We start from the raw sequence: 12,124 nt of genomic DNA, 5'->3' as shown, positions 1-12,124 counted from the left end.
TCCAACTACCATTTAATGTTAAATTATGTTTGCTAGTTGCCCTTGACACACCTAAAGATAAATGGTCTTAGGCAGTTAAGGACGGGTGAATGATAATTTTGAACATGACTAATAGACCCGCCTATTGAGATATTTTACCATTTATCTTTGTGGGCGTGTCAAGGGTGCGTTTCACCAACTGCTTTAGATCATTAGGCAGTTATTGTACAGTTATTTAGAACAAAGTCTTGAGATAGTTCAATAAATTTGCACCATCTAGTAGGCATGTTGGACATTGACTCTAACTCTTCAAGGATTACAGGAGTTTTGCCTTCAAGGGCAGAATGTGGTCTTAGAAAGTTAAAGTATGCCACAAACATAGTTACAAATGCAACCGACCCGTTAGGACTTCCGAAGCCAGTAGTAGCTCTATAATTGCCTTTAAAGGTTCGGTTAAGACGTTCAATAATTTGCTTCAATGGCCTATATTCTTTTGAAACTTCATCTTTATTGGTTAAGCCTATAACTTGAGTAACATCGAATTTTATACTATGGCTTGCAAAGAAGTGCTGTGCAAGAAGATATATAGGGTTACCATCAGTTATAAGATTAAGATCTTCAGGTATTTCTTTTAACTTACTTAGAACATCATCGATGGCTTTTACAGCCGTTTCGGTATCTCTATGTGGTGATACTCTGTAAGATAGAATAATCTTTTTAACAGCATCAAAAAAGAAGAAAATATAGTTCCACTTACCGTTAACTTTTATGTAGGTTTCATCGCCGCAGAAAGAGTCAGAAAGTTTATAATCGTAGTTATCTATAAATGGCTTAACTACAATTGAAACGGCATTAACATAGTTTAAAATTGCTTGATGAGATATTTTAATATCATGAATATCTTTAAGCAATGCAGCTGTCTTTCTGGAAGATAAACCGTAGTTAACGTAGTAAGTTAGAATGAGTCCTAAGGTGTAAGAAGAAATCATAATGTTTGGAAGAGAAACCTTTGATTTTACCGGACTTTCTTTAGAAAGTGGCTTAAAGTCAAAAGTGAAATCTCTAAATATGTATCTAACTTTGAACTTACCAGGATTCTTCTTAAAATCTTGTTTTTCAGATTTTGTCATTGATTTAAGATTATTTTGGTAAAAAGAGCAATTATCATTCTTACACTTATAAACGTAGAAATCCTTACGCGCCTTGATTCTTTCAAGTGTTTTACTGCAGTGAGGACATCTTAACACTATGGATTTCTGATAGTAATTTTTAGGATTGAATGTGGTATCACAGACTTTGCAAAGATATTGTCCTCGGCCTCCGTTATTATCGTAAAGATAGGTATGTGGAGCACCACACTTAGGACAGATAACATCCTTAGGAGCTAACGCTTTGTTTTTGCGAGGTTTCACAGGAGCAAATTCTTTGCCGTGCTTAAACTCATATTCAGCTATTAGAAGCTTATAGTTAAGTTTTTCGGGAACATCAAAGATTGGTTGATCATCTACTTGAAGCTTTCGGTATTCTTTCTTAACAGGTTCGTCCGAAATGCTTTTAAGCAAGTTTTTGCCAACCAGCAAAGTCATGAGATACTTTATAATTTCAATAAGATAAATTACAGTTTCAAGAAGAAACTTATTAATCATGGTAATAGCTTGCCTCCTTTTTTAGTTCAGTGTTTTTGTTTTGCAAGTATAAAATATCTTAACTTTTTGGGGGTGGCAAGTTATTTATATAAAAAATAAGAAAAATTAAAGGGTTGCTGCCTTAGTTAGATAAAAAACTTTGACAGTACCTAGATGGCAGGAGGGGGATAAGTATGAAATTTAATTCAATAAAGTTCAAATTGATTCTATTTATTTTTGGACTAACAATTTTACTGTTTAGTGCTAATATAGTTATCAGTACAATTAGCTTTAATTCTTATTCAGATCGTAACAATAAGACTGAAGTGATGAATGCTAATGAAACAATAAGTGAAAAAATTAAGGAATTGAAAAATGAGTCTTTAAGTATTGGAAGTCAATTGGCCTTAAATCCTAGAATAATAAAGGGAATTGAAAATAAAGATAGTCAGGGGAGTTTTAACGATTTAAAAGATATATTAAAAGATCTAGATGTAGAATTTGTTACAATAACTGATGAAAAAGGTAATGTAATTGTAAGATCTTATGAACCAGATAAAAAGGGAGATAGTATTTTAAATCAGGCAAATATAAGAAATGCTCTTGCTGGTAAATTAAACTCCCAAGTTGAAAGTGGAACTCAGATTAAACTTGCCGCTAGAGCAGGTGCGCCAGTAAAGAACGAAAATGGAGATATTATTGGAGTTGTGTCTGTAGGATACAGATTAGATTCCAATAATCTAGTAGATTATGTTAAAAGTAAATTTGGATGTGATGCTACTATCTTTATGGGAGATGTAAGAATTGCAACAAGTATAATGAAAGATGGCGAAAGAGTTGTTGGAACTAAACTTGATGAAAAAATTGCAAAAGTTGTTTTAGGTAATAGTGCATATTCTGGGGAGGCTGATATTTTAGGAAGTAGATTTGATGCATACTATTCGCCAATTACTGGAGATAACAATGAGACAGTTGGAGTTATATTTACAGGTAAAAGTAAGGCTGAAAGTCAGCTGTTTATAAAAAAATTTGTTATAAATAATATTATATCTTCTCTTATAGTGTTAATCTTGGTTGGGATAGCAATATATTTATACATAGATAAAAAGGTATCAAAACCACTAGCAAGTGCAGTGACACACTTTAAACACTTATCAGAAGGTAATTTTACTGAAAAGACATTAGAAAAAGATTTAAAACGAAAAGATGAAATTGGAGATATGTCTAGAGGAATTGAGCATATGAGGCAGGATTTAATAAATCTAATTAAGAAAATAATGAACAATTCACAAGATATGAGTGCAGCGAGTGAAGAATTATTTGCCACAGTTGAAGAATTTTCAGCAATGTCTCAAAATATTAATTCTGGAATTGGTAATATTAATTTTGGTATTCAAGAAACTAGTTCAGCGGCAGAGGAAATAAATGCTTCAGTAGAAGAAGTTGAGGCAAGTATTAATGTATTAACAAATAAGGCAGTAGAAGGAAGTTATAATGCAAGTGCTGCAAAAACTAGAGTAGAAGATATGCAAAATAGATCTTTGGAATCCATTAGAGAAATAGAAATATTGTTTAGTGAAAAAGAAGAAAAAATACTTCAAGCAATAAAAGAAGGACAAGTAGTAGAAAATATAAAAGTTATGGCGGACACTATTGCAGAGATATCAGAGCAGACAAATCTATTAGCACTAAATGCAGCTATAGAGGCGGCAAGGGCTGGTGAACATGGAAAAGGATTCTCAGTAGTTGCTGAAGAAGTAAGAAGTCTTGCAGAGCAATCTTCAGATGCCGTAGAATCTATAAAAAGTACAATTTTAAAAGTTCAAAATGCATTTAGAAATCTTTCAAACAATAGTGATGAGGTACTAACTTTCATGAAGGAAAGAGTAAATCCTAAGTTTGAAGACATGATTGAAATTGGAAAAGAAAATCATAAGGATGCAGAATTTGTAAGTAAAATGTCAAATGAAATAGCTGAAATGACTAAAGAGATTTCAATTACAATGGAACAGGTTACTAAAGCGGTGGAGAGCATGGCTGATACAGCACAAAAATCTTCACAAGAAACTGATGAAATAGTAAACAATATTGATGAAGTTAATAGAGCAACAGATGAGATAGCAAAAACGGCTCAAGAACAAACACGTCTTGCTCAGGATTTAAATGAAATGATACAGAAGTTTCAGGTTTAGTATTGCCCCCCTTTATAGTATGCAGTTAAAATAATAAAACTGTTTCTATAAAGGGGGGATTTCGTTTTTTATAAACTTAAGATTTCGTAAGGTTTATTTATAATTCTTGTAAAGTATATCTTCTACAATGAAATTATGATATTTGAAAGGAAGTAGAAGATATGAGAAAAGTATATAAAAAGATATCAGGATTTATAATAATGATGATAATAATTTGCGGATTTTGGTATATTGAAGGAAATACAAGTAATTATGGCTCAAATGATAAAGATAAGTTGGTTGAAGTAAACACTGCTAATGGGAGTGAAAAAATACTATTAGTAAATGAGAAGCATGGATTAAGTGGAAATTATGTACCAGAAGGGCTTAGCATACCCAACATACCATTTTCAAATGGATCAGATAATGAAGAAAAACACGTAGCTGGAACTGTTGTAAAGCCATTAGAAGAATTAGTAAATGCGGCTAAAAAAGACGGGATAATATTACTTGGTAATTCGGGTTATAGATCTTATAAGTCACAAGAAGATATTTATGAAAATCGTGTTATATCTCAAGGAAAAAAGCTTGCAGATGCATATGTAGCTAAACCTGGATTCAGTGAACATCAAACAGGGCTTTGCATTGATATAACTAATAAAAGTGGATATTTTGGAAAGGGAACTAAGGAGGCAGATTGGCTTGCAAAAAATTGCTATAGGTTTGGTTTTATTATAAGATATCCTTATGGAAAGAAAAGTGTAACAGGAATTGAATATGAACCATGGCATATTAGACATGTAGGAAAGGAAGCTGCTAAGTATATTCATGATAATGGAATTACATTAGAAGAGTACTTACAAAAATAATTATAAAAATGGAGGAATAAATGAATAATATTCTTGTAGTAGACGATGAAAAAGAAATAAGAAATTTGCTAGAAATAAATCTTAGAAATGAAGGCTACAATGTATTTAAGGCAAGCTGTGGAGAGGAAGCCTTAGATATTTTGGAGAAGGAAGAAATTCATCTGATAGTTTTAGATATAATGATGCCCCACATGGATGGTCTGGAGGTTTGCAGAAGGGTAAGGGAAAAATATAATATACCAATTCTTATGCTAAGTGCAAAATCGGAAGATATGGATAAGATTCAAGGGATTATGACTGGTGCAGATGACTATGTATGCAAACCTTTTAACCAATTGGAACTTATAGTTAGAGTGAAGGCATTAATGAGAAGATCATATTTCTTGAATTTAAAAATGCAAGTTTCAGAGGATCTAATAAGAATTGAATCAATGGTTATAGATAAGAGTAAACATAAGGTGACTATAGATGATAAAGAAGTAGATCTAACGGCTAGAGAGTTCGAAATATTATATTTGTTGGCTACAAATAGAGGAAGAGTTTTTAGCGCGGAGGAAATTTTTGAAAAGGTATGGAAGGAAAGATATTATCAATCTAATAATACTGTTATGGTACATATGAGTAGATTAAGAGATAAAATAGAACATCATATGGAAGGAAATAAGATAATTCATACTATATGGGGAGTTGGATATAAAATTGAAAAATAAAAGATTCTATAAATATTGGCTATCACCATTAGGTGAGATTGGAACTACGTTATTATTAACTTATATAAGCTTAATGATAGTTAGTAAAATATTAATATATTTATATTTAAATACTAAAATTCAACTCATTAATTATATTTTTAAATTTCGAAGACTCATTGATTCTGTAATGTTTGAAGGTGCAACCTATGTGATTGCTGGAATTTCGTTATTTGTAGGAGTATATTTACTTATTACTTATAGAAAAACTAAAAGTTTGGTAGCTATTATAGATCAAACTGAAATAATGGCAAGTGGTGACTTGGACAGATTAATAGAAGTTGATGGAGAAAATGATATTAGGAATTTAGCAGAAAATATTAATAATATCTCAAGGCAGCTTAAGGAGATAACAATAGTAGAAAGAAAAGCTCAACAAACTAAAAATGACTTGATAACTAATGTTTCTCATGATTTAAGAACTCCATTAACGTCTATAATAGGTTATTTAGAAATAATTGATGCTGATAAGTATAAAGATGAAGTAAGACTAAGATATTATGCTAATATAGCCTTTGAAAAGGCAAAAGCATTGAATTTACTTATTAATGACTTGTTTGAACTAACTAAAATGCAAAATAACACCATTAATTTAGATAAAGTTGATATTAATTTAGTAGAATTATTAGGTCAGGTAGTTGCGTATTTTGAATATCAATTTAAAAATGCAGAAATGCAATCGAGAATCAACTTTTCTGAGGATAAGCTAATAATAAATGCAGATGCAGGAAAATTAGTTAGAGCATTTGAAAATTTGCTGTCAAATGCAATTAAGTATGGCCGAGATGGCTTTTATGTTGATATAATAACAAAAATGGAAGAGAATATGGCAGTAGTTCAAGTTATAAACTATGGTCAATCGATATCAGCAATAGATTTGCCATATATATTTGATAGATTCTATAGAGTAGAAAAATCAAGAAATAGCGATATAGGTGGTTCTGGATTAGGGCTAGCTATCACAAAAAATATTATAGAGTTGCATAAAGGAACGATAAAAGCCTATAGTGATGATAATAGAACTATTTTTGAAGTAAGATTACCAGTTAAATAAAGAGATGGCATTAAAAACTTATAAAGTTTTGCGTTGGATATTCACAAGCTTAATGTTCTTGAAATTAGAGGTATGTACTATTTAGCAAAATTAGATTTTGTTAAAAAATATGAGAACATACTATTCTTATATTATGAAGCTAGGGTATAATATAAATATGAAAAGTGTTTTTTTAATACTAACGTATTTTTATGGAGGTATATTGAAATGAAAAATAATAATGAAAAATTATATGATATATTTTTAAACTATTCTTATAATGATTTAATGGATTTGTTTAAAAAAGCTAAATCTAAAGAAGAGCAGGATTTTTATGCTATGCTTTCTAATTTAGTGCTTCAAAAAGAAGCAGAAAAGGTCATAGGTAAATAGTATGCCAACATATACAATATTTGCAGGAGTTAATGGGTGTGGTAAAACTTCCATCTATAAATCAACGTACTATGAACAAAATAAAGGTGAAAAGAGAATAAACACCGATGAAATGGTAGCTAGAATAGGGTCTTGGGAGGATAGCAATTTGCAAATTAAATGTGCTAGAGAAGCTGTTAATCTTATAAGGCTATACATTTCTGAAAATATATCGTTTAATCAAGAAACTACATTAAGTGGTAAAAGTATTATCAGCAATATAAAAAAAGCTAAAGAAAAAGGATTCTTAGTTACTATGAATTATATAGGAGTAGAAAGTTCTCAAATTGCTAAAGAAAGAGTTAGATTAAGGGTTAGTAGGGGTGGACATGGAATACCTGATAAGGATATAGAAAGAAGATACGATGAATCTTTAAACAACTTGCTCAATGTTGCTAACTTATGTAATGAAATAAATATTTATGATAATACAGATATATTTAAATTAGTGATATTTATAAAGGATGGTAAAATAATATGGTATGATAAGAATTTACCAAACTGGACAAGAACGATAATGAGTTTAAAAGTTTGAAAAGTTCTTAACATTAACCAACATTCATCATGTTAAGACATTTGTTAATTTAGTTAAGAAATGGATTAATATCAAAGGAATTCAAGGATTTTTACAGAAGTTAATAATATGTTTTCTATTTATAAGATAAGGAGTTCTCCAGAATCATTTTGGGGGATTTTTTTGTATAAATAATACTGGCGGTTAGACTGGTGGTTCAAAAAGCTCTTATTCATGAGCATAAAAAAGATAAAAACTAAAATGTAAGGTAGTGGCATGCTTACCGATAACAGCTAAAATATATGGGAGTGGCTGATGAGAAAGTTATAAAATAGATGATAGAGAAAATAAATACATTATGGAAAAGAACTTGGAATCAATTTTAAAATAAATTATTAGACAATAAAAAGAAAAATTTGAGTTCATAAATTGAAGTTATTGTAAATAAATTCTAAAGTGATATACTATATGAATATATAGAATTTCGTGAGGTAATTTTATGAGAGCAGAGTTAATGAATACTATGCAGTTGTTTTTTGTTCTAGTGTTTCTTATAAGTATTATTACTTGTACAATTACATATTTAAGAAAATATAGAAAAAAGTTAAATTATAATATTGTAAGTAGAATTTATATTAAATACTTGGATTATTCAAGATTTATGATAATAAATGATTATATATCATATGAAAAATATGATATTTGGCGGTATTGTGTACAGTTTTAAATGAAATGATGTTTTTTATTTATTTTAAATTTTAGGAGGAAGAATATGAACATCATTTCAAATTTATTAAACGTATCACTTAATTATTTTTTTAATATTACAGGAGATTTAGGAATAGCAATTATACTATTAACTATATTGGTTAAGCTGATTCTTATGCCAATATCATTCAAGCAAAAGTTAAGCATGTATAGTCAGCAAGAGTTTTCTAAGGGGCTTGAAGAAATAAAAGAAAAATATAAAAGTAATAAGGAAAAGCTAGAAATTGAGACTCAAAAGTACTTTAAGCAAAATGCAAAGGGAATGATAGGTATTTTATCAAGTTTACTTCAGATACCTATAGTTTTTAATTTATATAGAGTGATTTTAAATATGCCTATGCAAGTTGGAACTGCGCTTATACCTTGGGTTGTTAGCTTAAAGATGTCAGATAGTTTATTTATAGTGCCTGCAATATATGCAGTTTCAATGCTTAGTCCAAATATATTACCGTATATACCTTTTCTTAGATTAAAAGCTCAAGCTAAACTAAGCAAAACTAACATCATAATAACAACTGTAATAAGTGGATTGGTTACTTTTAAGGCTCCTATTGCCTTAGGAATATATTTTATAACCACAAGCTTATTCTCATTTGTTGAAGAAGTAGCTTTTAGGCTATATGCTAAAAGAAGAGGTTTGGCAGTTTAAAAACTGATGTTTGATAATATTTAAGTAAAAATTATTTTAATTTTATAATTATTCACAAATTTAAGAGGTAAATGAATCTATATTAGATTCATTTACCTTTAATAGTTTATAATATATATTTTGAAGTTAAATTCCCATATTCTAATTCTGAACATATTTAAACGGTAGGTGCGCACAGGTTATAGACTTAAAGTTTAAAATGAAAGGTAAATAAATACGCAGAAGGAAAGTGGCTTTTGCGTATTTATTTAGGTAATTTACGAAAAATGTCTACATAGTAAATTGGTAATGTAAAGTATCTTTTTATAATTGAGCTGTCAATTACGATGTATATTCACTTGGTTGAATATATTTTTTGTTTAAGCTTTTCTAATGTAGAAGGTGAGGCTGTGTAAATCATCAATTTAAAATCAGGACAGTTTGATACTTGCAAATTCACATGTTCAAATTCCAAATCTCCAATCTCAGGGTGATTCCATAATTTATGACAGTCAGTGACAGTTTTAACTTCATAACGAGGCCAACATTTGCTGAAGAATTCACTTTCTTGCTTAAATTTCTCAATCATTTCATTTAATCTTGCATCCTGAGGATACCTAGCACAATCTGCTCTAAATCTTGCAATCATGATTTTAGCACGTTCTTCCCAATTTGGATTGATTTCTTTTTTGAATGGATCAATTAAAAATTGATGTAATATGTTTGGTTTTGAATCTATGCTGGTAGAATATGAAGGAAATCCAAATATAAATTCTGCTGAACGATTCCATAATAGTACATCCCAGTATTTATCCATTATATATGCGGGATTGGGTTCCAATGCGAAAACGGTTCTTTCTAATCCTGTACTAATTTCTTTATAAATTTTTGATTCTTCTATTTCATCAGATTTAGATAATAAAAAAAGATATCGGCGTTCATCTTCGGATAATCTTAAGGCAGTAGCTAAGCTTTCTAATATTTGATAAGAAGGGTGTACATCTTTTCCTTGTTCTATAGATGTGTACCAAGAAACTCCGATATTGGCAAGTTGAGCCACTTCTTCACGACGAAGTCCAGGTGTGCGGCGGCGTCCATGTGAAGGTAATCCAACCTGCTCTGGCGTAAGGCGTTCTCTAATTGCACGCAAAAATTCACCTAACGACTGCTGTAATGTAATTTCTTTCATTTATTTTCCTCCTCTTATCCTACTACTCTCAATCGTAGGATAACCACAATATGGTTGAATTATTTTAACTCTGATATATTAGCAATATAACATAAAAATAACTGATGAACAAAACTATTTAGATTGGAGTGAATTAATTTATGAAAATATTTGTAACAGGGGCAACAGGTAAGGTTGGAAGTCGATTTGTACCGTATTTACTTAAGCAAGGCCATGAAGTTCGTATTCTTGTAAGAAACTTAGAAGGTGCATCCACTTTAAAAGAACAGGGGGCAGAAGTAGTATTAGGAGATCTTTTAGATAATGAAAATCTAATTGAAGCCGTACGAGGTGTTGATGCTGTTGTACATATAGCAGCTCAATTTCGAGGTGGTATTAGTGAAGAAATGGCTAAAGCCATCAATATAGATGCAACTATTACACTCGCTAAAGCAGCATTAGATGCAGGTGTCACAAGATTTGTTTTTACAAGCACAGGCAATGTATATAACAATTCTCTAGTAAATAGACCATGCAGAGAAGATGATGTTCTTACAGCAACGGCATTATATCCTAAAACAAAAATGGCTGCAGAAGAAGCTCTACTTAGGTTATATAGTGAACAAGGACTAGATATTCGTATTATGAGACTAGGATTTGTTTATGGTGATAATGACCCACACATTCAAGAAATTTTACCGTTTCTAAGTAACTGGAACCCTTCAAAAGCAATGTCTGTAGTGCATCATGCAGATGTGAGTCAAGCATTACTGCTTGCTGCTAGTACACCTGGTATTAGCGGTCGCATATATAATGTTGCTGATGATAACCCTATTACTGTAGGTGAATTTTATAAGCTACAAGGGGAATCAGAGCAGGTATCTCCAAATGGTGGGTGGCCAAGTTTTAATCAATGGGATATGATATTAGATACAGCACGTATTAAAAGCGAACTAAATTTCAATGCTAAATATCCTTCTCTTTATATTGCTAGAGATATGGGAGCATTATAGTTGGATTTTGAAAAAGTGTAATGTTAAGCTATGCGAGCAATGATAAATTCAAATATTAGTTTCTTATATAAAAACATGGCAGATTATTTATGTTACAATTATAGATTGTAAATTTTTTATATACCCAAATTAAGAAAAAATAGTTATATCAAAGCCTTTAGTTCATGACTTTGTAGAAGTTATTGCTCTAGCAGAAGATTCGATATAACTATTTTTTTATACATAATTCTCTTACACTTATAGCTGTAAGTACAATTAATCCTCCTATAAAGGCATAAGTTCCGGGTATTTCACCGGTAAATAAAAATACCCAAAAGGGATTGAGCAGTGGTTCTAGGACAGGAATTAGGATTGCTTCAATAGGAGAAACCTGTTTAACAGCTAATGTATAAAATATATAAGAAATTCCTAATTGGAATATTCCTAAGATTAATAATCCCAAAATACTATTTAAGTTTGGAACTGATTGAAAGAAAAAAGGTATAGCTATAATAAATGTAATTATATTTCCCAGGAAAGTCATTTCAACAGGAGAACCATCTTTTATAAGTTTTAGAAATATAACAGTTCCAGCCATTGAAATACCACTGAGTATTGCAATAAAATTTCCTATAATATTGCCACGTCCTAAATCTCCTATAAAGAATAAAATCATTCCAAGTATGACAAAAACAATTACGGCTAAATCAGACTTTTTAATTTTTTTCTTTAGGAAAACCTTAGAAAATAATAATACCCATATAGGCGCTGTAAACTGTAGAAGTATAGCGTTTGCCGATGTTGTGAGTTTATTAGCAGTAACAAAAAATATGAGAAGGGATGAATATGCGCATGCACCTAGCAGCTTTGTCTTTCCTAAATGTATTGCTGGCTTTTTTAAGTATAATAACATAACTATTGCTGCTATACCGCTACGTGCTCCAGCAATAGCAATAGGATTCCAATTTACTAATTTGATAAATAAACCTCCGATACTCCATAAAACTGATGCAATTACAAGATATAATATTGCTTTTTTTTGATACTTTTCCATACTTAACTCCTTTATGTTTGCTTTAATTTTGTTGAAATTAAATGATTAATTGACTTACAATTTATTATTAATTATCTATATAATGGAATTATAAGAATTTAGAGCATACAGTACAATCTTTAAAAGAGTGTTTTGTACCGGT

Annotated in this window: 11 protein-coding genes; 8 read left to right on the top strand and 3 right to left on the bottom strand. The window is 30.4% G+C overall.

Features of this window, described 5'->3' with window-relative positions:
- Nucleotides 1-191 precede the first annotated feature (191 nt).
- Complete coding sequence (locus tag PZA12_RS18810) at nucleotides 192-1,625, bottom strand: DDE-type integrase/transposase/recombinase (RefSeq protein ID WP_168983577.1); 1,434 nt, start codon at nucleotides 1,623-1,625, stop codon at nucleotides 192-194.
- Nucleotides 1,626-1,798: 173 nt separating this feature from the next.
- Between PZA12_RS18810 and PZA12_RS18805 the strand changes: the two genes are divergently transcribed.
- The 7 genes from PZA12_RS18805 to PZA12_RS18775 all read left to right on the top strand — a co-directional run bounded on the left by PZA12_RS18805 (nucleotide 1,799) and on the right by PZA12_RS18775 (nucleotide 8,789).
- Complete coding sequence (locus PZA12_RS18805; RefSeq protein WP_078116805.1) at nucleotides 1,799-3,796, top strand: methyl-accepting chemotaxis protein; 1,998 nt, start codon at nucleotides 1,799-1,801, stop codon at nucleotides 3,794-3,796.
- A 161-nt stretch (nucleotides 3,797-3,957) separates the two neighbouring features.
- The gene (locus tag PZA12_RS18800; RefSeq protein ID WP_078116804.1) at nucleotides 3,958-4,644 is read left to right on the top strand and encodes a M15 family metallopeptidase; all 687 of its coding nucleotides are present in this window, start codon (nucleotides 3,958-3,960) and stop codon (nucleotides 4,642-4,644) included.
- A gap of 20 nt (nucleotides 4,645-4,664) precedes the next feature.
- Nucleotides 4,665-5,354 carry a response regulator transcription factor gene (locus PZA12_RS18795; RefSeq protein WP_077838285.1) on the top strand — a complete coding sequence of 230 codons (690 nt, stop codon included), beginning with the start codon at nucleotides 4,665-4,667 and terminating at the stop codon, nucleotides 5,352-5,354.
- Nucleotides 5,344-6,447, top strand: a complete 1,104-nt coding sequence (locus tag PZA12_RS18790) for a sensor histidine kinase (protein WP_078116803.1) — start codon at nucleotides 5,344-5,346, stop codon at nucleotides 6,445-6,447. Before PZA12_RS18795 ends, PZA12_RS18790 begins: the two co-directional genes overlap by 11 nt.
- Nucleotides 6,448-6,654: 207 nt before the next feature.
- The gene (locus PZA12_RS18785; protein WP_168982543.1) at nucleotides 6,655-6,819 is read left to right on the top strand and encodes a hypothetical protein; all 165 of its coding nucleotides are present in this window, start codon (nucleotides 6,655-6,657) and stop codon (nucleotides 6,817-6,819) included.
- A 1-nt stretch (nucleotide 6,820) separates the two neighbouring features.
- The gene (locus PZA12_RS18780; RefSeq protein ID WP_077843155.1) at nucleotides 6,821-7,393 is read left to right on the top strand and encodes a zeta toxin family protein; all 573 of its coding nucleotides are present in this window, start codon (nucleotides 6,821-6,823) and stop codon (nucleotides 7,391-7,393) included.
- 751 nt (nucleotides 7,394-8,144) lie between these two features.
- On the top strand, nucleotides 8,145-8,789 hold the full coding sequence (locus PZA12_RS18775) for a YidC/Oxa1 family membrane protein insertase (protein ID WP_078116802.1): 645 nt from the start codon (nucleotides 8,145-8,147) through the stop codon (nucleotides 8,787-8,789).
- 334 nt (nucleotides 8,790-9,123) lie between these two features.
- Here PZA12_RS18775 and PZA12_RS18770 read toward each other — a convergent pair whose 3' ends face one another.
- Nucleotides 9,124-9,957: a helix-turn-helix transcriptional regulator gene (locus tag PZA12_RS18770; protein ID WP_103698741.1), complete on the bottom strand. Its 834-nt coding sequence runs from the start codon at nucleotides 9,955-9,957 to the stop codon at nucleotides 9,124-9,126.
- A 140-nt stretch (nucleotides 9,958-10,097) separates the two neighbouring features.
- Here PZA12_RS18770 and PZA12_RS18765 point away from each other — a divergent pair, with 140 nt between their 5' ends.
- The gene (locus PZA12_RS18765; protein WP_078116800.1) at nucleotides 10,098-10,949 is read left to right on the top strand and encodes an NAD-dependent epimerase/dehydratase family protein; all 852 of its coding nucleotides are present in this window, start codon (nucleotides 10,098-10,100) and stop codon (nucleotides 10,947-10,949) included.
- Nucleotides 10,950-11,157: 208 nt separating this feature from the next.
- Here PZA12_RS18765 and PZA12_RS18760 read toward each other — a convergent pair whose 3' ends face one another.
- The gene (locus PZA12_RS18760; protein WP_078116799.1) at nucleotides 11,158-11,982 is read right to left on the bottom strand and encodes a DMT family transporter; all 825 of its coding nucleotides are present in this window, start codon (nucleotides 11,980-11,982) and stop codon (nucleotides 11,158-11,160) included.
- Between the last annotated feature and the right edge of the window lie 142 nt (nucleotides 11,983-12,124).

Origin of the sequence: Clostridium beijerinckii (genome assembly GCF_036699995.1) — a bacterium.
In the GTDB taxonomy this organism is placed as follows: domain Bacteria; phylum Bacillota; class Clostridia; order Clostridiales; family Clostridiaceae; genus Clostridium; species Clostridium helianthi.
The sequence above is the reverse complement of the archived record's forward strand: the minus strand, read 5'-3'. Positions and strand labels throughout refer to the sequence as shown.

Coding starts and splice junctions, on each gene's coding strand:
- PZA12_RS18795 (WP_077838285.1), top strand. CDS start 4,665: ATGAATAATATTCTTGTAGTAGACGATGAAAAAGAAATAAGAAATTTG.
- PZA12_RS18770 (WP_103698741.1), bottom strand. CDS start 9,957: ATGAAAGAAATTACATTACAGCAGTCGTTAGGTGAATTTTTGCGTGCA.
- PZA12_RS18805 (WP_078116805.1), top strand. CDS start 1,799: ATGAAATTTAATTCAATAAAGTTCAAATTGATTCTATTTATTTTTGGA.
- PZA12_RS18800 (WP_078116804.1), top strand. CDS start 3,958: ATGAGAAAAGTATATAAAAAGATATCAGGATTTATAATAATGATGATA.
- PZA12_RS18785 (WP_168982543.1), top strand. CDS start 6,655: ATGAAAAATAATAATGAAAAATTATATGATATATTTTTAAACTATTCT.
- PZA12_RS18810 (WP_168983577.1), bottom strand. CDS start 1,625: ATGATTAATAAGTTTCTTCTTGAAACTGTAATTTATCTTATTGAAATT.
- PZA12_RS18760 (WP_078116799.1), bottom strand. CDS start 11,982: ATGGAAAAGTATCAAAAAAAAGCAATATTATATCTTGTAATTGCATCA.
- PZA12_RS18775 (WP_078116802.1), top strand. CDS start 8,145: ATGAACATCATTTCAAATTTATTAAACGTATCACTTAATTATTTTTTT.
- PZA12_RS18780 (WP_077843155.1), top strand. CDS start 6,821: ATGCCAACATATACAATATTTGCAGGAGTTAATGGGTGTGGTAAAACT.
- PZA12_RS18765 (WP_078116800.1), top strand. CDS start 10,098: ATGAAAATATTTGTAACAGGGGCAACAGGTAAGGTTGGAAGTCGATTT.